This window comes from Microbulbifer mangrovi (assembly GCF_002009015.1).
Classification (GTDB): Bacteria; Pseudomonadota; Gammaproteobacteria; order Pseudomonadales; family Cellvibrionaceae; genus Microbulbifer; species Microbulbifer mangrovi.
In genome coordinates this window covers 1-23,857 of sequence record NZ_LZDE01000283.1, presented here as the reverse complement: position 1 = coordinate 23,857, position 23,857 = coordinate 1, and the positions used below count along the sequence as shown (strand labels likewise).

General features: G+C 59.1%; 21 protein-coding genes. 9 read left to right on the top strand and 12 right to left on the bottom strand.

The features are described from left to right. Window positions 1-42 precede the first annotated feature (42 nt). The 6 genes from B4U49_RS06965 to pilG all read right to left on the bottom strand — a co-directional run bounded on the left by B4U49_RS06965 (window position 43) and on the right by pilG (window position 11,271). On the bottom strand, window positions 43-528 hold the full coding sequence (locus B4U49_RS06965) for a chemotaxis protein CheW (RefSeq protein ID WP_078083853.1): 486 nt from the start codon (window positions 526-528) through the stop codon (window positions 43-45). A gap of 64 nt (window positions 529-592) precedes the next feature. Further along, entirely contained in the window at window positions 593-7,147 is a 6,555-nt protein-coding gene (locus B4U49_RS06960; RefSeq protein WP_078083852.1) for an Hpt domain-containing protein, read from the bottom strand. 136 nt (window positions 7,148-7,283) lie between these two features. After that, on the bottom strand, window positions 7,284-9,464 hold the full coding sequence (locus B4U49_RS06955) for a methyl-accepting chemotaxis protein (RefSeq protein ID WP_078083851.1): 2,181 nt from the start codon (window positions 9,462-9,464) through the stop codon (window positions 7,284-7,286). Window positions 9,465-9,723: 259 nt separating this feature from the next. Then, complete coding sequence (locus B4U49_RS06950) at window positions 9,724-10,266, bottom strand: chemotaxis protein CheW (RefSeq protein WP_078083850.1); 543 nt, start codon at window positions 10,264-10,266, stop codon at window positions 9,724-9,726. An 18-nt stretch (window positions 10,267-10,284) separates the two neighbouring features. Then, window positions 10,285-10,647, bottom strand: a complete 363-nt coding sequence (gene pilH / locus B4U49_RS06945) for a twitching motility response regulator PilH (protein WP_078083849.1) — start codon at window positions 10,645-10,647, stop codon at window positions 10,285-10,287. A 228-nt stretch (window positions 10,648-10,875) separates the two neighbouring features. Further along, window positions 10,876-11,271, bottom strand: coding sequence for a twitching motility response regulator PilG (gene pilG, locus B4U49_RS06940; protein WP_010132439.1), 396 nt, complete (start codon window positions 11,269-11,271; stop codon window positions 10,876-10,878). A 381-nt stretch (window positions 11,272-11,652) separates the two neighbouring features. On the opposite strand from pilG, the gene gshB reads away from it, so the two are divergent. From gshB to B4U49_RS06895, 9 genes are all read left to right on the top strand, one after another. Continuing rightward, window positions 11,653-12,609, top strand: coding sequence for a glutathione synthase (gshB, locus tag B4U49_RS06935; RefSeq protein WP_078083855.1), 957 nt, complete (start codon window positions 11,653-11,655; stop codon window positions 12,607-12,609). Window positions 12,610-12,703: 94 nt separating this feature from the next. Next, on the top strand, window positions 12,704-13,645 hold the full coding sequence (locus tag B4U49_RS06930; protein ID WP_078083848.1) for an energy transducer TonB: 942 nt from the start codon (window positions 12,704-12,706) through the stop codon (window positions 13,643-13,645). A 59-nt stretch (window positions 13,646-13,704) separates the two neighbouring features. Further along, window positions 13,705-14,289, top strand: coding sequence for a YqgE/AlgH family protein (locus B4U49_RS06925; protein ID WP_143735571.1), 585 nt, complete (start codon window positions 13,705-13,707; stop codon window positions 14,287-14,289). A 6-nt stretch (window positions 14,290-14,295) separates the two neighbouring features. Continuing rightward, window positions 14,296-14,727 carry a Holliday junction resolvase RuvX gene (gene ruvX / locus B4U49_RS06920; protein ID WP_420811465.1) on the top strand — a complete coding sequence of 144 codons (432 nt, stop codon included), beginning with the start codon at window positions 14,296-14,298 and terminating at the stop codon, window positions 14,725-14,727. Between the two features lie 91 nt (window positions 14,728-14,818). Beyond that, entirely contained in the window at window positions 14,819-15,754 is a 936-nt protein-coding gene (gene hemC, locus B4U49_RS06915) for a hydroxymethylbilane synthase (RefSeq protein ID WP_078083846.1), read from the top strand. A gap of 16 nt (window positions 15,755-15,770) precedes the next feature. Next, complete coding sequence (locus B4U49_RS06910; RefSeq protein WP_078083845.1) at window positions 15,771-16,589, top strand: uroporphyrinogen-III synthase; 819 nt, start codon at window positions 15,771-15,773, stop codon at window positions 16,587-16,589. Between the two features lie 199 nt (window positions 16,590-16,788). Then, window positions 16,789-18,330 carry a uroporphyrinogen-III C-methyltransferase gene (locus tag B4U49_RS06905; RefSeq protein WP_078083844.1) on the top strand — a complete coding sequence of 514 codons (1,542 nt, stop codon included), beginning with the start codon at window positions 16,789-16,791 and terminating at the stop codon, window positions 18,328-18,330. After that, window positions 18,327-19,580, top strand: coding sequence for a heme biosynthesis HemY N-terminal domain-containing protein (locus tag B4U49_RS06900; RefSeq protein WP_078083843.1), 1,254 nt, complete (start codon window positions 18,327-18,329; stop codon window positions 19,578-19,580). Before B4U49_RS06905 ends, B4U49_RS06900 begins: the two co-directional genes overlap by 4 nt. Window positions 19,581-19,660: 80 nt before the next feature. Continuing rightward, window positions 19,661-20,806: an alpha/beta fold hydrolase gene (locus B4U49_RS06895; protein WP_078083842.1), complete on the top strand. Its 1,146-nt coding sequence runs from the start codon at window positions 19,661-19,663 to the stop codon at window positions 20,804-20,806. Here the strand turns inward: B4U49_RS06895 and B4U49_RS06890 are convergent. The 6 genes from B4U49_RS06890 to B4U49_RS06870 form a co-directional block, all read right to left on the bottom strand. Then, window positions 20,751-21,098 (bottom strand): cupin domain-containing protein, encoded by a 348-nt coding sequence (locus tag B4U49_RS06890; protein WP_078083841.1) that lies wholly within the window; start codon window positions 21,096-21,098, stop codon window positions 20,751-20,753. The genes B4U49_RS06895 and B4U49_RS06890 overlap by 56 nt on opposite strands. A gap of 30 nt (window positions 21,099-21,128) precedes the next feature. Next, entirely contained in the window at window positions 21,129-21,305 is a 177-nt protein-coding gene (locus B4U49_RS06885) for a PLD nuclease N-terminal domain-containing protein (RefSeq protein ID WP_078083840.1), read from the bottom strand. Between the two features lie 101 nt (window positions 21,306-21,406). Beyond that, on the bottom strand, window positions 21,407-21,823 hold the full coding sequence (locus B4U49_RS06880; RefSeq protein WP_078083839.1) for a GNAT family N-acetyltransferase: 417 nt from the start codon (window positions 21,821-21,823) through the stop codon (window positions 21,407-21,409). 299 nt (window positions 21,824-22,122) lie between these two features. Next, window positions 22,123-22,485, bottom strand: a complete 363-nt coding sequence (locus B4U49_RS06875; RefSeq protein ID WP_078083838.1) for a hypothetical protein — start codon at window positions 22,483-22,485, stop codon at window positions 22,123-22,125. Window positions 22,486-22,791: 306 nt separating this feature from the next. After that, complete coding sequence (locus tag B4U49_RS18830) at window positions 22,792-23,286, bottom strand: DUF2846 domain-containing protein (protein WP_143735570.1); 495 nt, start codon at window positions 23,284-23,286, stop codon at window positions 22,792-22,794. Window positions 23,287-23,438: 152 nt separating this feature from the next. Further along, a complete protein-coding gene (locus B4U49_RS06870; protein WP_078083837.1) occupies window positions 23,439-23,774 on the bottom strand; it encodes a hypothetical protein in 336 nt (111 codons plus the stop codon). Window positions 23,775-23,857: the final 83 nt, after the last annotated feature.

The following is a 23,857-nucleotide window of genomic DNA, read 5'->3' as shown; positions in this document are numbered from 1 at the left end:
CAATTGAGCGGCTTTTTTATTGGTACCGGTTAGAGAGCAACTTCAGCGGCGCTTACGGTACGCCAGACAGGCTTCTTCCAGTGCTGCCAGGTCGGGAATGACCGCGGCCTCCCCAGAGAGCGCCACGTGCATTAGCTCACCCAGGGCACACTCCCCTTCACGCCCGGACAGTTCGTCCGGGGTAACCCGCACCAGTCGCGGCGTGCCCTGCAGGACCACGGCAAAGAACGGCAGATCGCCCTCACTATTGCCACTGCTGAGCACGGCAATACGGCAGTTGCTGCGCAGGGTCGGCATGGGATTGCCGCGCATCACCTCAAACGACACCAGCGGCAGACGCAACTCCCGCCAGTGCAACTCCCCCATATACCAGTCCGGCGCGTCGAATGCCGACACCGGGCTTTGCAGGGCGATAATTTCGGACAATGTATCTACCGGCACCAGCAGCTGGCCGTCTGACAGCGGCAGCAACAGGCTGCTCAACTCCTGGGGCATTTCGGTAGTGGGCAGGGCGTCTACTCCGCTCATGGTGTGCACTCTCCGCCGCAGGCTCGGGCTTGTGTTCTTTCGTTAATCTCAATCAAGCGGTACATCAGGCTTCCGCCTCCACATCGCTGTAATCGCGAATGGCATTCAGCAGCACTTCTTCCTGGTAGGGCTTACCGAGATAGTGGTTAACCCCCAGGGACAGTGCGTGATCGCGGTGCTTTTTACCGGTACGGGAGGTGATCATGATGATCGGAATATCCCGCAGGCGGTGGCTACCGCGGATGTTGCGCGCAACCTCGAAGCCATCCATACGGGGCATCTCGATATCCAGCAGCATCACATCCGGGATCACATCCTGCAACTGGATGATCGCATCCTGGCCATCTTTCGCGGTGATGACACGGTAGCCCTCACGCTCGAGGAAACGGGTAGTTACCTTGCGCACAGTTACCGAGTCATCCACTACCATCACCAGCTTCTGCTGAACCGGCTCTTCACGCCCGCTGACGGGCTCGGACAGCTCCTCCAGCAACGGCGTTTCCGGGCGCGCCAGCAATGCCGCGTGTTTACGCAACAACGCATGCGCATCGAGAATTACCACCACGGTACCGTCACCGGTCACGGTTGCACCGGAAACCCCCTGTACCGCCGCAAACTGCGGACCCAGGCTCTTCACCACGATTTCGCGGCTGCCCATGATCGCGTCTACCTGCAGCGCCATAGCCGAGTTTTCCGTGCGCACTAGCAGTACCGGCATCTGCATATCTTCAACCGCCAGGCGCGGTTGCGCGCTGGACTGCAACAGGCTGCCAAAGTAATTCACCTGGTAGGGCTCACCGGCGTACTCGAAGCGTGCTTCCGGCGTGCGGTAATAGTGCTCGAGCTCGAACGGGCTCAGACGCACGATACCTTCGATGGTGTTCAGCGGCAGGGCAAACAGATCCTCACCCACCTTCACCATCAGGGCGCGGTTGACCGATACCGTAAACGGCAGTCGCACCACAAATTCGGTGCCGTTACCCGCCTGGGAGGCGATGCTCACTGCACCACCGATCTGCTTGATCTCGGCGGACACCACGTCCATCCCTACGCCGCGACCAGAAATCTGGGTCACCTTGTCGGCAGTACTGAAGCCGGCCTGCAGGATGAACTGCATGATCTCGTTGTTCGAGAGCTCGGCATCCGGGCGCATCAGGCCACTTTCGATGGCCTTTTCGCGCACGCGCATCAGGTTGATACCCGCACCATCATCACTGATGGTCAGCACCACCTCACTACCTTCCCGGGCCAGCGCCACGGAAATACGTCCGCGCTCGGCCTTGCCCGCCTCGCGGCGTTTTTCCGGGGATTCGATACCGTGGTCCACCGCGTTACGCAGCATATGTTCCAGCGGTGCCACCATACGCTCGAGCATGGAGCGGTCCAACTCACCCTCGACGTTGGAGAACACCAGGTCGACCTGCTTGCCGAGTTCCGCACTAACCTGACGGACAATCCGGCGCAGTCGCGGCACCAGCCGCGAGAAAGGCACCATGCGGCTGCGCATCAGGCCTTCCTGCAGCTCGGTATTTACCCGCGACTGCTGCAACAACAGGGTTTCAGTGTCCCGGGCCTTGTGTCCCAGGGTCTGCTTCAAATCCAGCAAGTCAGAGGTGGATTCCAGCAGGGAGCGGGAAAGCTGCTGAATGGACGAGTAGCGGTCCATTTCCAGCGGATCGAAATCCACATCCTGCTCGGCCAGCTGTTCCTGACGGAACTGGATCTGTGCTTCAGTTTCCTTATCCAGTCGGCGCAACTGCTCGTTGAGACGGGACAGGGTCGAGTCCATCTCATCCAGCGCGAGACCGAACTCACCAACCTGCTCTTCGAGACGTCCACGCGAGATGGAGGTTTCACCGGCGAGGTTAACCAGCTCTTCCAACAGCTCGGACGCGACCCGCACCATTTCCTGGGGCTGGTTGCGCGGCTGGCCGCCATCGCGCTCGCCGACTTTCTGCGCCTTGCGCACAAATGGCAGTACGTTGCTGGCGGGGGCCGGCGGCTGTGCCGGAGCACTTTTTTCAATGATTTCCACGGCAGGCGCGGGCGGCTGCGGATCGCTCGCCGACACGTCATCCTGATGTTCCTGCGCAGGCTCCTCGGCCTGCACTTCCGGCGTGTCCTCTGCAACCGGTAGCGGTTGCTCGGATTCCATGCCGTAATCGACCGGACTTACATGTTCGGAGACCTGCTCATCGGCCCAGCGGGTTTCCAGCAGGGCACAGAAGGGTTCCAGCTCTTCACCGGTCATCCATGCGCGCGCGGTTTCCACACCGGCCGCCAGCCGGTCGTAGATACCGTGGGCATCGGCAAAGAATTCTGCCGAGGGCGAACTGCCGCTCTGCATGTTTTCGATAACGGTTTCAAAGCGGTGCGCAACTTCACCGAGGCCCATAAGCGCTGCCATTCGCGCACCACCCTTGAAGGTGTGGAGTACACGCTTGAGCGCTTCCGGGTACTGGGCATCTTCCGGAGCCTGCTCCCAGTTCTGGATTAGCTCCTCGAGCTCGTCGACCAGGTCATTGGCCTCTTCGAGGAAGACTTCGACCACATCGGGATCGATGTCCGCCAGCAGTGCGCGCTGGGCGTCGCTCAGGCCGTCGGTGGAACCATCGGCGGCGGACTGCGGCTCGACCCCCACGGACTCTGCCGCGGGTGCGACCGGCTCGGGGGCCATCTCCGGCTCTTCGATAAACTTGAGATCATGCGTCAGGTCAGCTTCGTCCGCCGCGGACTCAGTGACGTCAGGCGACTCGACAACCGGGGCTGCTTCCAGGAATTCCTCAGCTGGAGCATCGGCAGATGACAGCTCCGACTCGAGCCATTCGACCGTAAGCTCCGGTTCATCGCCTTCCGCTGTCACCTCGATCAGGTTGTCTACTGGTTCCTGCTCAAAGACAGTTGCTTCTTCACCTGCTTGTTCGAATACTGCCGGATCCACAGCGGGTGCTGCATCCTGAGCATCGTCCACCTGCGGCGTGTCTGCAGCAATCTCCTCTGCAACCAGATCGTCAAAGCTGAATGCTTCTTCGTCGCTGCCACTCGGCGCATCGACAGTTGAGCTTTCCTCGACCGTCGCGGGTTCATCTTCGACAAAACCGAATTCACTGCTGTCGATGCCATATTCGGACAGATCGATATCTTCGTCATCGACGCCATCATCGCCCTGGGCAAGGTAGCGCAGTGCTTCACCGACCGCTTCACTGACCGGCGGCAGATCCGTGGAGGCAGCAACCGCATCCACCAGATCCAGTAATTCATTGTGCCCCTGCTCGAGGGTTGCCCACAGAGCGGGCTCTTCTTCCAGGTGCCCGTCGATAACCTGGCGGTAAACCGCCAGCAGCAACTGCGACAATTCCTGCAGTGCCGGCAACTGGGCCTGTCCCGCAGCCTGCTGTAGCACGTCCAGCTCTTCCGCTACCGGAAGCAGAATAGATTTGTCACCCGGATGCTGAGCCCAATGATTCAGCATCTGGTCCGCGTCCAGCAGTACCTTCATGCCGTCGGCCATGATCACGGCCAGCAGTTGCGGATCCACCGCCTTCGGCTCATTGGCCTCGCGCTCACGGATCAAATGCCCGACCGCGCGCTCCTGTAGTTCAGCGACGCGGGCAATAAATTGCTCGCTGCGCTCCACATATAGAGGTTCGCCGCGATAAATCTGGTTGATGACGCCTTTTACATAGCTACGGGCATCGCTGAGCAGCTCGAAAATATCGCTGTCGATCGCGACCTGATAAGTGCGCAGCTCCTTGGCAAAACGTTCGAGCGGCGCCATCAGCTCCGCCACCTGGGTGACGTCCGCCATATGTGCGGACCCCTTCAGCGTATGCAGCGCACGATGCAGCGGATCGGAGGGTACGCCGTATACCGGTGCAGCGCGTTCCATTTCGTTCAGGAACTCGGTCACCGTGGCGAGATGGGTTTCCGCCTCCTGGGCAAAAATTTCCCACAGCTGTGAATGCTCGTCGGCATCACTGTCGATCTCGATTTCAATCTCGCTGGCCGGACTTTCCGCGGCACTATCATTGGCGCTGCTCTGCAGCAGTGCCTCGGGCACCTCGCCGTGGGACAGCTGTTTGGCCCAGGCTTCCAGCTCCGCAGTGCGTGCGGGATCCGGATCGCCGGTGCGAGTGCGGAACCCATCTACCATGGACGGCAGTTTGGCGACGACCAGCTCGATCAACAGCACGTGCGCCCGCGCCGGAGAAATGGTTTCGTCGAGCACACGGTTCAGCATGTTTTCTACCGCCCACGCCAGCTCACCCACCTCGTGGGCTTCCACCATGCGGCCGGAGCCTTTCAGGGTGTGGAAGCCGCGGCGGAATTCCACCAGCGCGTCACGGTTATCGAAATTTTCCGCCCACAGCGGGAAGTACTGCCCGATGGTTTCCAGCACTTCACCGGCTTCCTCGAGGAAAATCTCCACGATTTCGTCGTCGATAATGCTGGTATCGTCGTCTTCTTCCAGGGTCGGTGCCGGCACCGCAGAATCGGTTTGCGGCTGATGGGCGGCTCCGGAGAACTCGGGCTCGAGATCCGCCACCGGCGCTTCGCTTTCTGCAGCATCTTCGGCAAACCAGCTCTCTTCGATCAGAGAGGGCTCGTTGGCGGGAACTGCGCTCTCTGGCTGCTGCTCTGCCGTTTCCGCGGGCTCGTCGATCACGCCCATGGACAGACCCGCCAGCGGGTCTTCGCTCACCGGGGGCTCTTCCTGCGCAACGGCGTTGTCTTCGGACTCCAGTACCGGGTTGAACTCGAAACTATCCAGCGCATCCTGTTCGGCTTGTGCAGACTGCGGCCCAGCCTCGGTATCGAGGCTTCCAAGCTCAGCAACATCACTATCAACAGCAGCGTGCTCCTCTGCTTCCGCAGCGGCTGGCATTTCTATATCCGCGATATCTTCCGCTTCACTGGCCTCGCGTGCGTCATCGCCCACGGAGTAACCGAGCGTGGCCACACTGTCTTCCGCCAGGGCCAGTAACATATCGGCATCTTCGATACCGTCGGCGCGGCGCTCGAGATAGTACTCGACGCTGGTGACCGCATCCGCAAGGGTATCCAGCAACTTCCAGTCGGGCTGGTCGCCGGCTTCGATCAGGCGCTCTTCGATGTAGCTTTTACAGGCGCCGACAATTTCGGCAGCGCGCTGGTAACCCACCATATCCAGACCACCGCAGACTTCCTGCAGGCGTCGGGGCACGTGGGACAAATGCCCTGCATCCCAGTGGCTGGCAATATATTCAACAACCGCCTCTTTGACGGTTTCCAGACCGATACGCGCCTCGCGCAGTACCTGATCCGTAGCTTCTCCCATCAGCGGGGATTCGCTGTCAATTTTTCGATCGCGCTCCGCAGCGGCAGCGAGCCCGGAATCGAGCTGCACCAGCTCCGAGGCGGCCTGCATCAGGAGGTCGTCGGGAGACTCTACGCGGGACGCATCCCGCAGGTATTCGTAAATACTGCGCGCACGTGTGCGCTGGTTTTCCAGTCCGAGTACGCCGAGGGTGTCGGCAATACGTTTGGCCACCACAGCCGTATCCGCAAGCGGCGGACGCTCGCTGTTGGCTACACTCGGGTCGAGGGCCTCGCGCACCCCGGCTAGCTCCTCGCGCAGGGCAGCCACGGCCGTGCCCATGGCTTCGGGGCCCATGGCCAGTGCGTCTTCTGTATCTGGACGAGGTGTGCCGGGCACTGCCTTGTCGAGAGCAAATTTCCGGTACAGCGCCTCGGTGCGCGGTCCGTTGGGACCACACAGATAGACGTAAAACAGCAGGTTGCGGGTCAGGTCGCGGTCCGGACGCAGGTCCAGTACCTTCGCGCCGTGGCCGGAGAGCAGACGGAATTCCACATCGATACGACGCAGTAGCTGACGCAATGCCGGCAGTACATTGACGCGGTGATCGGCGATTCCTTCCAGCAACCCCTGCAGGACCACCCAAAGGTGCTGACGCTGGCTGCCGCTGTACAGCAGCGCCATCTTTTCACTGACCTTGTTCAGGTAGGCGAGGCTCTCGCCGCTGTTCACATCGCGAATCAGGGAGGCAGCAGCCACGTGGTACATCTTGCGCAGTTTGGCGACCAGCTCCTGCAGCTTGGCGGGGTTGGCCAGCAGTGGCTGGCGATTGCCAATTGCGTCATCCAGCGGACTGAGGTCCGGAGCAAACAGTGCGCCTTCGGTGATCAGGCGTTCGCGACGCACCGCGCGCAGGTCGTTCAATAACGGCAGCAGCAGCACCGCGTTATCGCGGCGCTGGAAGGCAATTTTTTCCAGATATAAAGGCAGCTCGAGCAACGCGCGCATCAGGAATTCGCGGGTCTCGTCGCTGTTTTCGACTTCGCCGCTCGCCAGGGCGTGTACCAGCTGTTCCATTTCTTCGGCAAGCATGGCGGCGCCGGTGAGCTCCGCCATGTGCAGGCTGCCGTGTACCTGGTGAATCAGGTCGAGGCAGTTTTTCAACAGGCCATTGGCGTCGTTGGAGTCGCTGTCTGCGGAGGGGCTGGAAGCGGAGGAATCGGAGGCAAATGTTTCCAGTTGCTGGCGCGCCTGGGCCAGCGTCTCGTTGATTTCGCCTATCAGCCAATCCAAGGCCACAAAATTGGGATTGTCGCGATTCACGCCAAGTCCTCGGTAATTCAAGTTGCTCGCTGAAAGGCGGCGGTTAACCGCTGGCGCCACCCATCTGCTGCTTTACTCTGCCGGAGCCGCGAGCCCCGGCAGTGTCCGCGTTGTCGTTATCGGTATGCGCGGTGGTTCAGGCCATGGCCCGCTCGGTATCGGAACGCTCGGCGGAGAGGCCTGCGAGGCCATCTTCTTCCGCAGCCACGCCGTCGGCGTTTTCTTCTTCCAGCATCGGGAACTCTTCGGAGAGTTCAGCCAGATCGCCATCGTACAGATCGCTTTCGCCTTCCACTTCGTCTTCATTGGGCAGCTTGAAGCCGGCAACGGAGTCGCGCAGTGCGGATGCGGTCTGGGCCAGGTTACCAATGGACTGTGCAGTGGCCTGGGTACCGGCAGAAGTCTGCGAGGTAATTTCCTGAATCACGTTCATCGTGTTGGAGATGTGACCCGCGGACGAGGCCTGCTGGCGTGCCGCGTTGGAGATGTTCTGAATCAAGGATGCGAGGTTGGTAGATACCGTTTCGATCTCTTCCAGGGCAACACCCGCGTCCTGCGCCAGGCGTGCACCGCGCACCACCTCGGTGGTGGTGGATTCCATCGACACAACCGCTTCGTTGGTGTCCGACTGAATCGCTTTTACCAGGCCTTCAATCTGCTTGGTTGCTGCTGCGGAACGTTCCGCGAGGCGCTGAACCTCGTCCGCAACCACCGCGAAGCCTCGACCTGCGTCACCGGCCATAGAGGCCTGGATCGCAGCGTTAAGTGCAAGAATGTTGGTCTGGTCGGCAATGTCGTTAATCAGGCTTACGATGTCACCAATCTCCTGGGAAGATTCACCCAGTCGCTTGATTCGCTTGGAGGTGTCCTGAATCTGCTCACGGATCGTGTCCATGCCCTTGATGGTGTTCTGTGCCACCTTGGCACCATTACTTGCGATCTGTACCGAGCGTTCCGCTACCTGGGCAGATTCCGCGGCGTTCGCAGATACCTGGTCAATGGTCACGGCCATTTCGTTCACCGCCGCGGATGCTCCGGCAATTTCCTGGGCCTGGTGCTCAGATGCCTCGGCCAGGTGCAGTGCGGTCTGCTGGGTTTCCTGGGACAGGGAGGATACTTCCTGCGCCGCGCCGTTGATTCGCGATACCAGCACCCGCAGCTGGTCAATGGTGTAGTTGATGGAGTCCGCAATCGCACCGGTGAAGGCCTCGGTTACCGTGGCAGAGGTGGTCAAGTCACCGTCTGCGAGGTCGGCCAGTTCGTCCAGCAGCTGCATAATCGCCTGCTGGTTACGCTCGTTGGTTTCAGTCTCTTCCTTCAGGGTACGGCGGGTACCGGAGAAGGCGGTGATCATCATGCCGAAGATCAACAGTACGAACACACCGGCGATGATGGCGATGGTCTGGTTGTTCGGTTGACGCTCACCAGACAGGCTCACGATACGGTCGTTCAGGATAGACAGCGCTTCGAGCAGCTGCGGAGAGGAGGCCGAAATACCATCCGCCGCCTGACGGGTGGCGAACAGTGCCGGGGTCGCTTCGAAGATCTCCCGTACGGATGAGCTTACAAACTCAAACAGCTCGGTAATTTCTTCCAGAGACTCACGGGCCTCGGTGTCGGTTACGCGGGAAATACCCATCACCACGTCACCGCCCTTCATACCCTCAACCACTTTACCGAACAGGCTCGCGTCGGTATTGAACTGGTCGGCGGCAGATTCGGCGTCGTCACCACCCTGCAGCATCTTGTCGATGTTCCGGCCGATACGCTCGGCGCGCCATACCTGCAGCTGGGCCTGCTCTACCTGGTTGGCCGGGGCGTTGTTGGCCAGCAGGATTTCCACGATGTTGTTGTGCTCTGCCTGCAGCTCCGGCAGCGAGTCGTTCAGGGTGCTCGCCACGTCGTTCAGGAAGATGATCGAGTCCTTGTTGCCGATAATGGTATCGGCCTGCTCGCGCAGCTGGCGCCATACCTGACCGTAGGAGGCCAGCTCCTGGTCCAGTGCCTGCTTGCTGGCGGTATCCATACCCTGCAGTTCGTTCCAGGTGGCAGCCATCTGATTGACGGTCTGCTCCAGGTCCGCGAACGCCTGTTCGTCACCCGCGGTCGCCGCCGGTGCGTAGGACACCAGCTGGTAAGACAGGGCGCGCAGTTCGGCCACGTCTTCCAGGTATTCCTGGTCCTGGTCGGCACGGGTCTGCACCAAGTAGATGCTGACGATCAGCCCCGCCAGTGTGGCGAGTACCAGCAAACCCATAAACAGCGCCGCAGGGTTACTGCGCAACGCGGAAAATGAACTCTGGGAGCCTGTTTTCATAATTTACTCCTGGCGGACCTGTGATCCAGGCCAATTCTTGTTATCACCACTTTTGAAGCCTGATGGCTCCACATCCCCTTTTCGCTACCCACGAAAGTGGGCACCCCCAAACCGGCCCACGCCAGTTACGGTTTTCGCGGCAACGGGCAAAACCCGCTCCCTCAATAAGGTTTAACGCATGTAGCCGGTTAAACCTCAGCCACCCCGCGTGCAGGTGGCGCGCCCACACGAGCAGACGCACAAAACAGAAAACCGCGGCTCAATGGGCCGCGGCGTCTGCGAACTGAAAATCACTGAGCAAGGCCTGCAGGTCGAAAACCAACCAGCGCCCCTGTTGTAGCTGGAACTGACCACTCACCATCGGCGCATAGGGTTCCGCCAGATCAGAGGGTGGTAGCTTGCCGTACTCAAGCGCCAAGTGCTGCATCCCGTGCAGCTCATCGACGATCAGTCCCACATAGATTTTTTCGTGCTCCAGCACCAGCACCCGACGGCGCTGGCGAGAACTGGTCAGGTGACCGCCAAAGAAGGCAGCCAGGTCGAACAGTGGCAGCAAGCGGCCACGCACATTGGCCACACCGCGCACCCAGGGCTGCACCCCGGGAACGAAGGTGTACTGGGGCACCTCAAGCAGTTCCACCACATCTTCCATGGCGGAGACAAACCGCTGTCCCAGCAGAGAAAATCCGATGCCCGTCCAGTAGGGTTTTACTTCCTGGCGGGCAGGCAGCCCCTGCGCCTGCGCCTTTGCGCGATTGGCAATATCAACCAGCGCGAGATAAGGGGTAAGAGTTGGTTGCACGGAGACTCAACGCTGGCCTCAGGCCAACACCTCCGCGATCGTACCCAGCAACTTACCTTCATCTACCGGCTTGGTCAGGTAGGCACGAGCGCCCTGGCGCATGCCCCACACCCGGTCGGTGTCCTGATCCTTGGTAGTCACGATGACAATGGGAATACCACTGGTCTGGTCACCCTTGCTGAGCTGACGGGTCGCCTGGAAGCCATTCAGCCCCGGCATGACGATATCCATCAGGATCACATCGGGACGCTGTTCGCGGGCGACGTCGACGCCATTTTCACCATTGGTGGCGGTCAACACCGCGTGACCGTTCTTTTCCAGAATGGTGGTCAGCTTATGAGTTTCGGTCGGCGAATCATCGACGATAAGCACCTTGGCCATTTTTCCCCCGAGATAGTGTTTCCGCCCCGATCATTACTCTTTACCGGGCGGATTGTTGTTGGTACCGGCCGCCCAACAGAGGCTGGGCTGCCACACGCTTTGTTATTTATTGCTGACTTTCTTGAATCTCATGCATTTCCGAGCGTGTCGGGCGACTCAACAGCAGCAAGTCGCCATAGTCTACGCCATTTATGCCGAATATTTCACGCCCCGAGAGTGAAGCAGTTCTCAGGCGGCGTGATGCGGCTTGGCGTGTGCGGAAATTGCACCCAGCAGTTCGCTCTTGCTGAACGGCTTGGTGAGGTACTGATCGCAGCCCACCACGCGGCCCTTGGCCTTGTCGAACAGGCCATCTTTACTGGACAACATAACCACCGGCGTACTGCGGAATTCGCTGTTGTTCTTGATCAGCGCACAGGTCTGATATCCATCCAGGCGGGGCATCATGATATCCACAAAGATGATATCCGGGCGCGAATCGGCGATTTTCGCCAGCGCATCGAAACCATCGGTAGCAGTAACAACCGCACAACCCGCTTTTTGCAGCAGCGTTTCCGCGGTGCGACGAATGGTTTTACTGTCGTCAATCACCATCACGGTGAGACTTTCCCAGTTGAGTTCCATAGTGTTCCTGAATCCCCTTTACTTATTTTTCAGGCGCCGGTTGTGGAAACCGATGCGACGCCCTTCGTGCAACCTCATTACGGGGTCCGATCGTCGCAGTCATTGGCCGCCGGCCAGCGGGCGCAGATCAGGATGAAACTTTTATCACAGATGCCAGAGTGAATCTAGCGACGGCGAAGCCAGTAAGCGAGTCATGGTCAGTTTGTGAGCAATGCCGCATTTCTGTGCACCCTGCACGGGGTCGCGCAGCTTGCACGGCGCGCCCACTACTCTTACCTTACCCGGATTGCGGATCGCGACCCCAGCCCGTGCCGAAATGTGCACCCCGGCCGTCGCGTCCGGCACCCCGCCCAGATCACCTTCAGAAAGACGGATACCGGTATGAGCCAGACGCTCGGCGTGGTCATGGACCCCATCGCCAACATCAATTACAAGAAAGACACCACCCTGGCCCTGCTGCTCGCCGCCCAGCGCGCGGGATTTGAGCTGCAGTATTTCCTCCAGTCAGACCTCTACCTGGATGGCGGCAAACCCATGGGTAATGGTTCCCCGCTAGAAGTTTTCGAGGATCCGACAAACTGGTTCCAGCTGGGCGAGCGCAAGCCCGTGCACCTGGGCGACCTCGATGTCCTGCTGATGCGCGTGGACCCGCCCTTCGACAACGAGTACATCTATTCCACCTACATACTGGAGGCAGCGGAGCGCGCCGGCACCCTGGTGGCCAACAAGCCCCAATCCCTGCGCGACTGCAATGAAAAAATCTTCGCCACTCATTTTGATGGCTGCTGCCCGCCGCTGATTGTCAGTCGCGACATCTCGCAGTTGCGCGCCTTCCATGCGGAACACAAGGACGCCATTTTCAAACCTCTGGACGGCATGGGCGGCACCGGGATTTTTCACGTCAAACCCGATGGCAGTAATTTGGGAGCGATCCTGGAAACCCTCACCGATAACGGTAAGCGCCAGATCATGGGACAGCGCTATATTCCGGAAATCAAAGACGGCGATAAGCGTATCCTGATGGTGAATGGGGAGCCCGTTCCCTACTGTCTAGCCCGCATCCCCCAGGCTGGAGAGACCCGCGGCAACCTCGCCGCCGGCGGCCGCGGCGAAGCGCGCCCGCTTTCGGAACGAGACCTGTGGATAGCTCGCAAGGTGGGCCCCACGCTCAAGGAAAAAGGCCTGCTGTTTGTCGGCCTGGATGTGATCGGCGACTATCTCACCGAAGTCAATGTCACCAGCCCTACCTGTGTACGAGAAATCGACAACGCTTTTGGCACCGACATCGGCGGACTATTGATGCGCGCGATCACAGACCGATTGGCGCAAAAAGGGTAAACTGTCCAACTCCTGCCGGGGCCCGCATTGAGCGAAGCAAGTCGCTCTGCCGGCTGCCGGCGGTTTCACGGCAGTAGTAAAAGCAATAACCACAATGACCGCAGCAGCCAGCCAACCCAGCGCCTCGCGCGCCACACTGGATCAGTCCCAGGCGACACCACCGTCTCAGGGGGATCGATTTACGTTTGCCCTGTTCCTGGCCTGTGCGCTGCACGCCCTGCTGATTTTCGGCGTGGCGTTTACGGCCCCCGAAGCGAAGGAAGCGCCGCCAACCCTGGAAGTGACTCTCGCCCAGCATCGCTCGGTCGACGCACCGGACGATGCCGACTATCTGGCGCAACACAACCAGCAGGCGAGCGGTACCGCGGAAACCCCCAAAGAACTTTCCACCGATCGCCAAGCGGAAATCGCCGATACCAGCATCCGCCAGGTCAATCCGCTACCCCAGCAACAGGCCGCGCGCCCGGCGGATCAGTTGCGCCAGCTGGTGACCACCATTGGCGACAGCCCGCAGCAAGCGCCGGAGCTGCCCGCGGAAGACAAGCGCTCGGAAGAAAAGCGCGGCGATGCGCCTACAGATTTGCCCCCCAGCAACCCGGAAATCGCCAGCCTGCAGGCGCGGCTTGACAAGATTCGACAGACCATCGCGCAGCGCCCGCGTGTACGTCGCCTCACGTCGGTAGCCACCAAGGCCGCATCAGATGCAGCCTACCTGCACGACTGGCGACAGAAAGTGGAAGCCATTGGCAACGACAACTTCCCGGAAGAGGCCCTGGCACGCCAGATTACCGGCGACCTGCGCATGATGGTGCGCTTGCTGCCGAGCGGCGCTGTGGAAGAGGTGGTCATCCTGGAATCCTCCGGCGAGCGCGTGCTCGATGACGCCGCCCAGCAGATCGTACGCCTGGCGGCGCCCTTTGCCCCTTTCCCGCCAGAAATCCGCAAAGAGGCCGATCGCCTGGAAATCATTCGCACCTGGCGATTTGAAATGACCGGCTTTTCCACTGCCGCCAGTAAAACGCCGAGCCGCGGTTGAGCGCGCACTGCGCACAGCCGCACTAAACTTACCCCTCATGCGCCAACTTCATGTGTCCCATGCAACCATCCAGTATCGACAGTGACCTCACCCACAACAGTCTGCGGGGCCAGTTCCTGATCGCCATGCCCGGCATGGAAGACCCGCGCTTTCACCAGGCGGTCGCCTTCGTCTGCGAACACGGCAAGGAGGGCACCATGGGGATCGTGATCAACTCACCCAGCAAGGTGACCTGGAAAGAGGTGTTCTCCCAGCTCTCTCTGGATGACACCAGCCTGCGCGGCGACGAGCCGGTGCTGGTGGGCGGCCCGGTGGCACAGGAGCAGGGTTTTGTATTGCACGGGCGCGGTATGCAGTTTGCCTCTACCGTGGACGTCTCCGACGACATCAGCCTGACCGCCTCCAAAGACATCATCGAATCCCTCGCCTGCGGACGCGGCCCGGATGATGTGTTGCTCGCACTGGGTTATGCCGGTTGGGGACCGGGGCAACTGGAACAGGAGATCGCCGAGAACGCATGGCTGACCCTGCCCTCGGAACCGGAAATCCTGTTTGCCACCCCGTGCGACAAGCGCTGGCACACCGCCGCCTCGCGTCACGGCATTGATCTCACGGGAATCGGTACCCAATCCGGTCACGCCTGAGCATTGATGATGAGCAAACCTATCACCGCCCTCGCCTTCGACTTCGGCACCCGATCCATCGGCCTGGCCTACGGGCAGAGTCTCACCGGCAGTGCCCGCGAACTGGATCCGCTGCCCGCCAAAGACGGCAAGCCCGACTGGGATCAAGTGCAGAAGGTCGTCAACGAATGGCGCCCACAGGTGTTGCTGGTGGGCCTACCGCTGAACATGGACGGCAGCGAGAGCGAGTTCGGCGCACGCGCGCGCAAGTTCGGCCAGCGCCTGCACGGGCGCCTCGGGCTGCCCGTGGCCTACGCCGATGAGCGCCTCAGCACCCGCGCGGCAAAAGACGAGGCGCGCGAGCGCGGCCATCGCGGCGACTACGCCAACCAGCCGGTGGATTCCATTGCCGCACGAATCTTTCTCGAAGACTGGTTGCGTCAGCAGGGCGATAGCTAGCGCCTTCCATTCCCACCCTCAATCCGCGTCCCCAATGTGCGCCCCAAACTGATAGACTTGCGCGGAAATTTCCTTCGATCCCGTTGCGCGCATGACCGAAAATACAATCACCACCATCCGAATCGCCACCCGCGAGAGTGCCCTCGCCCTGTGGCAGGCCAACTACGTCAAGCAACAGCTGGAGCTCCACCACCCGGACCTCACCGTTGAACTGTTGCCGCTCACCAGCCGCGGCGACCAGTTGCTGGACATCCCGCTGAGTAAAGTTGGCGGCAAAGGCCTGTTCGTCAAAGAACTGGAAAAAGCCATGCTCGAGGGGCGCGCCGACATCGCGGTGCACTCAATGAAAGACGTGCCGATGGAATTCCCGGAAGGGCTCCACCTGCCGGTGATCTGCGAGCGTGAAGACCCCCGCGACGCATTTGTAAGCAATCACTACCGCTCTCTCGAAGAGCTGCCGCAAGGTGCCGTGGTCGGCACCTCCAGCCTGCGCCGCCAGTGCCAAGTGCTGGCCCTGCGCCCGGATCTGGAAGTGAAATTCCTGCGCGGCAACGTCAATACGCGCCTCGCCAAGCTGGATGCCGGCGACTACGACGCCATCATCCTCGCCGCCGCCGGCCTGCTGCGACTGGAAATGCGTGAGCGCATCGCCGCGTTTATCGAACCCGAAGTCCTGCTGCCCGCCGGCGGACAGGGTGCCGTGGGTATCGAATCCCGTCGCGACCCTGCGCTCGAGGCGCTGCTCGCGCCCCTGCACCACGCCGACACCAGTCACCACCTGGTTGCCGAGCGCGCTATGGTGCGCCGCCTCAATGGCAGCTGCCAGGTACCCATCGGCTGCTATGCGATTTTCGAGGGCGAGGACAAGGAGCAGCTGTATATGCGCGGTCTGGTGGGCAGCCCCGACGGCGCCACCATGCTCAACAGTGAAATTCGCGGACACGTGTCGGAAGCCGAAGTCCTCGGCACCCGCCTGGCCGAGCAATTGCTCGATGCCGGCGCCGACAAGATTCTCGCGGCGATCTGATCCCTTACCCGCAGCCATGGCCAGCGCCACCGAGACACTCTCCGGTCGACGTATCCTGATCACCCGCCCCGCTCACCAGAGCGGCGGCTGGCGCGATCTGCTGCACTCCGCCGGCGCGGTCACCGACTGTATTCCGCTGCTGGATATCGTTCCGGTAGAGGACGGCAATGCGGTACAGGCCATCAAAAACCTGGTGATGGATTTCGACCAGTTCGAACACGCCATCTTTGTCTCGCAGAACGCGGTACAACACGGCTTCGACTGGCTGGAGACGTACTGGCCGCAGCTACCCCAGGGGCCGCGCTACTACGCTATTGGAGCCGCTACCGCCCGTGCAATTCGCGCCCGCGGCGCAGCACCCGAAGTCGGCAATACCGGTGATTCCGGTGACACAATTCCCAGTACGATGGATTCGGAAGCGCTGCTGGCGCTACCGCCACTGCAGCACCCGACAGGTGAGCGGGTGATCATTTTTCGCGGCCAGGGCGGACGCACCCTGATTGGCGACACCCTGGTCGAGCGCGGTGCGCGCCTCGATTACTGCGAGCTCTACCAGCGCGCACTACCCGCGGAAGCCACCGGGCAAATTCGCGCCTACACGCACATTCCAGACGCGATCACCGTGCACAGCGGCGAAACCCTCGACAATCTGCATCTCGCACTGGATGCGAGCGGCCGCAGTATCCTGCGCCAGAGTCACCTCATCTGTCCAAGCCCGCGGGTCGCCGACCGCGCACGCGAACTCGGCTTCACCCGGGTGCACGCCGCCCACAATGCCGGCGACAACGCGATGCTGGCCGCGCTGAAAGACGCTCTGACCGCCGACGATTCCTGATTACACGCCAGAGTCGGTAAAAAATTTCATTTCCGCGCCAGACTTCGTATAAAGAACGGCTTCAGTCGCTATAATTTGGCGACAAAATTTCTTTCTACAGACGCAACAGTGTCCGCCAGCCCGTCGCACGAGCGGACTGGCCCGCGCAAGAAAGCCGGTGCCATTAGCATCCCAGCATCCATTCTGAGCAAGCGAGTCCATGAGCGATAAAAAAGCCCCGCCGCCCTCCACCCCGGATAACAACGGCGATAAAAAGGCCGATGAAAAAGATGTGCCGATGGTGACCCGCAAAGCCGAACCCAAGAGCAATTTCGCCAAAGCGGCAGAAACGTCCGGCAAAAGCGGCGACAAGGCGGGCAGCAAGTCCTCCGCCGATGCAGGCAAAAAGCCCCCCAAGGCACGCACCGTGAAAAAGGGGCGCGGCTGGACCTGGTTCTGGCTACTGCTACTGGTACTGATCGCCGCCGCGATCGCGGCCTGGTACCTGCTGCCCGGCGTGCGCCAGCAGGTGGGACAACACCTGCAGACGCTGCCGGTTATCGGCAAACACTTTTCTACTGACAGCAGCGCCGGATCCACCAGCGACAGTCTGACCGCCGACACCCCGATTACGACTGCGCCCGCCAATCAGTCAAATACCGGGCAGGCAGATACCAGCCAGACAAATCCCAGCAGCAACGGAGCACAGTCGGATCCCACTGCGGGCACACAACAGCTCCCGCCCCCCGAACAGCCGATACTGCAGCCGGAGGACTCCCGCCCATCACCGGATACATCCTCCCCCAACACACCGGCCGCCACCTCGCCGATACCGCCGCAAGACCAGAGCGCACAATTGATCCGCGCACTGCGCCAGCAACTCTCCCAGCAGAACCAGCAGCTGACGCAACAGGGCGAGACCATCCAGCAGCTGCAGCAACAACTGGCAGGCTTGCAGCGCAATGTCACCGCCCAGGGCAATCGCCTGAGCCAGCTCGGCAACGCCAGCAGGGAAGACTGGCAGCTGGCAGAAGCAGACTACCTGCTGCGCCTCGCCAACCAGCGCCTGATGCTGGAACAGGACAGCCGCGCCGCGCTCGGCCTGCTGCAGGAAGTAGACACCATCATGCGCCAAGTCGACCTGCCGGACCTGTTTGGCGTGCGCCAGCAGTTGGCGAGAGACATCACCGAACTCAAGCTGGTGGAAAATGTGGATCGCGAAGGTCTCTACCTGCGCCTGCGCGCACTGGAAGAGCAGATGGTCAAACTGAATATCCAGCCCCAATTCGATCTCGCCAAACGGGATGCGGCGAGCGCGAAATCCCAGGCGGATAACGCCGATGTGGGCGAAGCGCATTTCCGCTCTAGCTGGGATAACTTCGTCGACTTCCTCAAGGGCTCGGTGCGTATCCGCGACGGCGAGGTAGACCCGGTGCTGCTGTCGCCGCAAAGCGAAACCCGCTTCCGTCAGAGCCTCCGCCTGAACATGGAACAGGCAGAACTGGCCGTGCTGCGCGCGGACGACACCGTGTATAACGAATCTCTCAACCACGCGCGCCAATTGCTGCTGGATTACGGTGTGGAGAACCCCCAGCGCCAGGTAATCCTGCGCGAGCTGGAAGAGCTGAGCCAGGAGAAGGTCAAAACCGACCTGCCGAACCTGAGCGCCTCCCAGAGCGCGCTGCGCAACTATATCGATCGCATGCACAAGGTCTCCGCGGGTCAGTCGGACGACAGCGGTAACGGAGGCAGCTTCCAGTGAAACGCTTCCTTTTCTTCACCCTGGTACTCTTGCTCGGCGGCGCCCTGCTCGCCGAGGCGATGCGCTCCTACCCCGGCTACCTGTTGCTGATGGTGGGTGGTGATAGCGGCAAACGGATCGAGATGAATCTGTGGGTCGCGGTGGGCGGACTGGTGCTGGGTGTGCTCGCCCTGTTCCTGCTGATCTGGCTGCTGCGCAGCCTCGCTCGTGCCATCGAGGGCAGCGTGAGCCGCATCCGCTTTGGTCGCAGTCGCATGGCCCGTCGCCGCCTTACCAACGGACTGGTCGAGTATATGGAAGGCAACTGGGCCCGCGCGCGCCGCCTGCTGCTGAAAAGTGCCGCCCGCTCCGATGCCCCCATCATCAACTACCTGGCCGCGGCCCGCAGCGCGTTCGAACTCGGCTACCGGGATGAAGCAAACGAGCTGCTCGCCAAGGCCGAGGCCACCGGCGACGATACCCAGCTTGCCGTCGCCATCAGCCAGGCGCGCATGCAATTGCTCGACAAACACTACGAGCAATGTATCGCCAGCCTGCAACGCGCCATGCAGGAAGAGCCCAATCACCCCGCACTGCTACAGCTGCTGCGCCAGGCTTACTATCACATCGGCGAGTGGAACGGCCTTCGCGAATTGCTCCCGCGCCTTGAAAAGCACGGCACCATGCCTGAATCCCAGCTGCAGCAACTCGAGCTCGAGGTGTACCAGAACCTGCTGCGCGACGCCGCCAACCGCAAAGACCGGGAAAAACTCCGCGAGATCTGGCAAAGCCTGAACGGGCGCTGGCAACGCAATATCGAGCTGCGCAATCTCTACGGCGAGACCCTGCACAAGGTCGATGACGACGTGGAAGCGGAAAAGCACCTGCGCTGGATTTTGAACCGGGAATGGCGCGGCGATACCGTGCGCCTGTACGGACACCTCACCGGCGCCGATGCCAATCAACAGCTCACCGTAGCGGATGGCTGGCAGAAGGAATACGGGGAAAACGCCGACCTGCTCACCTGCCTGGGACGGCTCTGTCTTCGCAATGAAATCTGGGGCAAGGCGCGACAGTATTTTGAGAAAAGTCTGCTGCTGCGCTCAGACCCGGTCACCTCTGCCGAGCTGGCGCGCCTGCTGTTCGCCCTGGGAGAAAAAGACCAGGCCGCGCGCCTGTATGAGCAGGGATTGTTGCAGGCGGTTTCGGACCTGCCGCAATTACCCCTGCCCGGTCACAACACCAGCATGCTCAGCACAAAAGCGTCCTGACACCCGCATCAGCTCGAATACCAGCGCTAATAAATCCACAGCCCCGGTTTCGCCGGGCTCTGCACTTACGGGGCTAAAGCATGGTAAACCGCCACCTCCGCCACTGGGGACACGCCTCCCTGTGTGCCTTCTTCCTGACCGCATCACCAATCCACACGGCTGGTGCCGAGAGCCCGGACACCTACCAGGTAGAGCCCCGGGACGCCCTGTTGAGCGATTACCCTTATCCCTACCCGGTAAAGGTCCACACGCTACCTGCACAGGCCCTGGATACGCGCAACCAGACGCAGGTTCAAGGCGGCCTGCGCATGGCTTACATGGATGTGTCACCCAGTGATAGAAAGGCCGCAGACGCGCCACGAGGCACCGTCCTGCTGCTCCATGGAAAGAACTTCTCCGGGGCCTACTGGAAAACCACCATTGAGGCGCTGAGCGCACAAGGCTATCGGGTAATCGTTCCGGATCAGGTCGGCTTCGGAAAATCCAGCAAACCGCAGGACTTTCATTTCAGTTTTCAGGCGCTCGCCAACCAGACCCACAGCCTGCTCGACGCGCTCGAGATTGAGAAGGTACACATCGCCGGCCACTCCATGGGCGGCATGCTGGCAACCCGCTTCGCCCTCATGTACCCGCAGCTTGTGGAAAAGCTCGTACTGGTGAACCCCATCGGTCTGGAGGACTGGAAACGCCATGTTCCCTACCAGACCATCGAACAGGCCACCCAGGCAGAGCTGAAACAGACCCCCGCAGGCGTAAAGGCGTATATGACGCGCGCCTACTTCGACGGCAAATGGAAGCCGCGATACAACGCCTTGCTGGATATACAGGCTGGCTGGACACTCGGCCCGGACGCCGCGACCATCGCCAGTATTGACGCACGCACCTCGGACATGGTGTTTACCCAGCCCGTTGTGTACGAATTTGAAGACCTGCGAGCGCCGACACTATTGATCATCGGCACCCGGGATAGAACCGCCATCGGCAGGAATCGGGCGACACAAGCCGCAAAAGAGAAGCTGGGCCGCTACGACCAGCTGGGAAAAGCCACCGCAGAGAAAATCCCCAACGCGACCCTGGTAGAACTGGACAATATTGGCCATGTTCCCCAGTACGAAGCATTCGATCGCTACATGGGTCGCTTTAGCGAATTTCTGGAAAAGGACCAGGGTTTCAGCGGTAAAACACCGCCAACCAGACAGTCTGCTGCTGCGGGTCAGTCCAGCTGACCCGGTGTCGGCAGTGAGCGGGAATATTCAGATAGTCTCCCGGCGCCAGGCGCACCTCGCGCATAGCGCCTTCGTTAGCCGCATCACCAGGAGTTTCCAACAAGATACGCGCCGCACCCTGTAACAGGATCACCCATTCGCTCTCCTGCTGATCGTACCACTCTGACTCCGGTGTCACCTGACCGCGGGAGACAATACGCTCGATACGAACAGTATCGGCACTGACAATATCTTCGAATACCTCGCCATCCAGCGCGTCGGGCAGGGCAGTGAAAATATTGTCAGCGCGCAAGGTAACCCTCCAATACCGGGCTGCGAGCAATCACCCTGAGCGCCCACCGGGCCCCATCAGGAACCAGGCGATCAGACCGATGACCGGGAGAATCAGCACTATCAGTACCCACACCAGTTTTTTGAGCCCGCTTGCCGAGCTCTGCAATATCTTGATGATCGCGTAGATATCCGCGATCAGTATCAGTAAACCTAGCAATCCCTCCATTGATACGCCCTCTCAGTTACCATTGATCGTAAGCCACCAAGTATAGGTTGCCACCGTGACAATTCACGGGAGCCGAATACTGACCAGTCGCACCACTCAATTTAATCCGCGATACGCGCATCGCGATCCAGCACCCAGCAACGGGGGTTATTCTCGAAACCCAGTTGGTCGTAATATAAATTGGCCGCGGGCGCGGCGATCAGGATCAACTTGCATTTCGGCCCAAGCTGCTCCTGCGTCATTGACAACAAGTTCCGGCCAATACCGTTTTTCTGGAAATTACTGTCTACTGCAAGATCCGACAGATAACATGCGTAATTGAAATCGGTAACGCTTCTCGCGATGCCGACAAGAGTATTATTGAACCAGGCGCTCACGGTCAGGTCGCTATGCTTTAACATACCCTCGAGACAGATAGCATCATCTACTGGCCTGCGCTCAGCCAGAGTAGAACGATCCAGTAAACTTCGGAACTGCTCGACCGACACCACTTCATTTACTTTATATTCAATCTGCATAATTACCTTAACAATTGATCGAGCAAAAGATGGTAAGCGCCGCCTGGGTGGCAGAAGGACTTCCACAGCCAGTCGACCGTTGAACCCCTAACTCCCTAACGATGGTTGCCTTTATTTTTTAGGTTCCCTATGTGTAAAACGCCCCAATAGCTTTTGTTGACATCTAAAGATGTCATATCGCTTCTATGCTGATAGGTTTTCCGACGCGGTGAGCCACTGTAATCGCATGATGTCACTTTCCCTACCACTCGAATCCCTTATCGTACCGAAAGTCGACCTGAAAAAATTATCCACCCCAGTTAAATTTCTCTAAGAAATACGAATTTTTCAGGATCGAAACCAGAGACCCTTGGCTCGATTAGCAGTAACTTTTCTTCGTCTAGAATCGCGAACATGTATTCTCTCCCACTAGAGAGCACTAACATGATCTTACCTTCACTAACGCTCCAAACTCCCTGCTCAATCACCTCAGATTTTTCACATGGACCACACTCATTTGGATATTCCGTGAAAATAATTTTCCCTGTGTAACCCTCACCCAAGACTAAAGTCCAGCCCCAATTGCTCCTCGTATCAGCATGGTACGCACCTATAACTGACTGCGACGCATTGGCACCAATCACGAACATGGCCATTGTAAATAGGATAAAAATTACTTTCATAGCAGCATCTGAAATTAACGCCGCGCTAAGTCGCGGCTAATTTGTGGCACTTTATGCGATAAAATGAAAGCGAAGAAAACGCACAAAAATGCATAAATTTATACTTCGGATAGCAGCACATTGCTATGCGTGCTGGCGCAGATTCACTCGGATTACATCGTTGTGAACCCCGTAAACCAGTACGGTACCGGCCTTTTCATTGTAGTAGTGGGCCATCACCCCATTACTTAACCTAAGCGCCCATTCCTTCAGGTCTCCGTATCTCACAAGATATAGCCGGAGTACTTTGCCCGGCTTTGTTAAGGATTAATTTACGATACCCCCGGGGTTCCTGGAATTTGCTACCAGGCCCTGTAGCTCAGAAACAGCGATATTTTGATCAACAAGAGGAATTGCACAATTCCACGTAATATTTGCAGCTGACGCATTTCCTACCGAAATAAAATCTACCGCCTCCTTACCTACGATAATTTTTGCAAAATATACAGAGCCAGGCTTCGCCTCAACCTTTAACTCAGGACAGGTAACGCTCCAATCCATTACATTCCTATCAGCAGAAATACTGTTTTCACCGACATTCAGCCTTATCGCTATGTAACCACCATTTTCGACCTTTCCCACTGGAACAGAGTTCAGTCGAACTAATGGTGATCCGCCGGCAACTTGAAATCGCTTAGTTCTATACAGATATAGAAGTGGAGATTTGATTTCTGTAACTGACTCAAAAACCTCACCTCGCTCTACCGATGCGCATGAGACCAACGTTGAAAACGTTATAATTAGTAGAAATATTTTCTTCATCGTAATTCCTTAACGCCGCCAGCAGGGCAGCTTACCTTGTGCGCGATTTGCGCGAAAATGGGTGCGTGACGAGCCGCGCAACACGTGCACAAAGTAAGCTGTCCCACGGAGGGCCGAAGGCCCGGAGTAAATTGTCCGGCCTTGTTATCAACTTACTTGCCCGTTACTTCCGCTCTATCCATTGCAGCCGTTACACCGCCTTCAGCTGATGATATTACTGCCTTTTCGGTCTTAACTATTAATTCCTTGTACTTAAGGGTGACGCCACCCTCAAGGAATCGCTCACCACTTGGTAGGGTCTTTACAGTCAAAGCTGTTGTTTCGAAATCTGAATTTTCAGGGAAAAGAATCTTAACATTACCCGAGTATACACTTGCCTCACTACCGTCTTGCCTACGGACTTCATCAGCAGTTATTTCCAATGACCATGCCGAGATTGATACTAGTGCAACGATAGATACAAAAATAAATTTAAACATGATTTTCATTTGTCTTATCCTTTTTGACAGGGAGGGGTACTTTTATTGCGAATGCCCAGCGCAGAGCATTTTTTGTGTTAATGTTTGAGCGC